The 499-nt window shown below is 74.9% G+C and carries 1 protein-coding gene; it reads right to left on the bottom strand.

What is annotated here, in order from left to right:
• Window positions 1-499 (bottom strand): NrfD/PsrC family molybdoenzyme membrane anchor subunit (gene nrfD / locus ABZ281_RS49905; RefSeq protein ID WP_356665526.1); only part of this gene is annotated, 499 nt, incomplete at both ends.

Raw genomic sequence — 499 nt, 5'->3', positions numbered from 1 at the left:
GTGCGCACACCAGCGCCAGCCCGGCCGCCGCGGTCGCGCCGGAGCCGGCGAACACGAAGGGCATCTCGCGGTAGCCCTCGTGCCAGGAGGGCACGGCGGTGTCCGAGATCAGGACGGCGGTGTACGTGGTGACGACCGGGCCGAGGACGGCGGCCGCCGCCGTAGCGGTGGATCCGACGAGGCGGTGGCGGTGCGCGACGTCGGTGGCCGCGGCGACCACCGTCAGCGGCGCATAGCCGGCCAGCAGCCACGAGCCCACGCTCATCGGGGAGGTGGGCTTGAAGACGCGCAGCATGTTGAGGAAGCGGGCGGGCCGGCCCAGGTCGTGCACAAGAGCGGCCAGAGACGCGGTGATCGCGCCGGCCGCGCCCACCTTCGCCGCCCTGGCCAGTGCGGGCCGTCCGGTGGCCTGGCCCCCGGCGGCCAGCAGTGACGACGCGCCCGCCAGTCCGCCGAGGTAGAGGTAGCCCGCGATGTCGAGGGGCTTCCACGTCGGCTT

The sequence above is a fragment of the Streptomyces sp. NPDC006265 genome (assembly GCF_040613555.1).
Classification (GTDB): domain Bacteria; phylum Actinomycetota; class Actinomycetes; order Streptomycetales; family Streptomycetaceae; genus Streptomyces.
The sequence above is the reverse complement of the archived record's forward strand: the minus strand, read 5'-3'. Positions and strand labels throughout refer to the sequence as shown.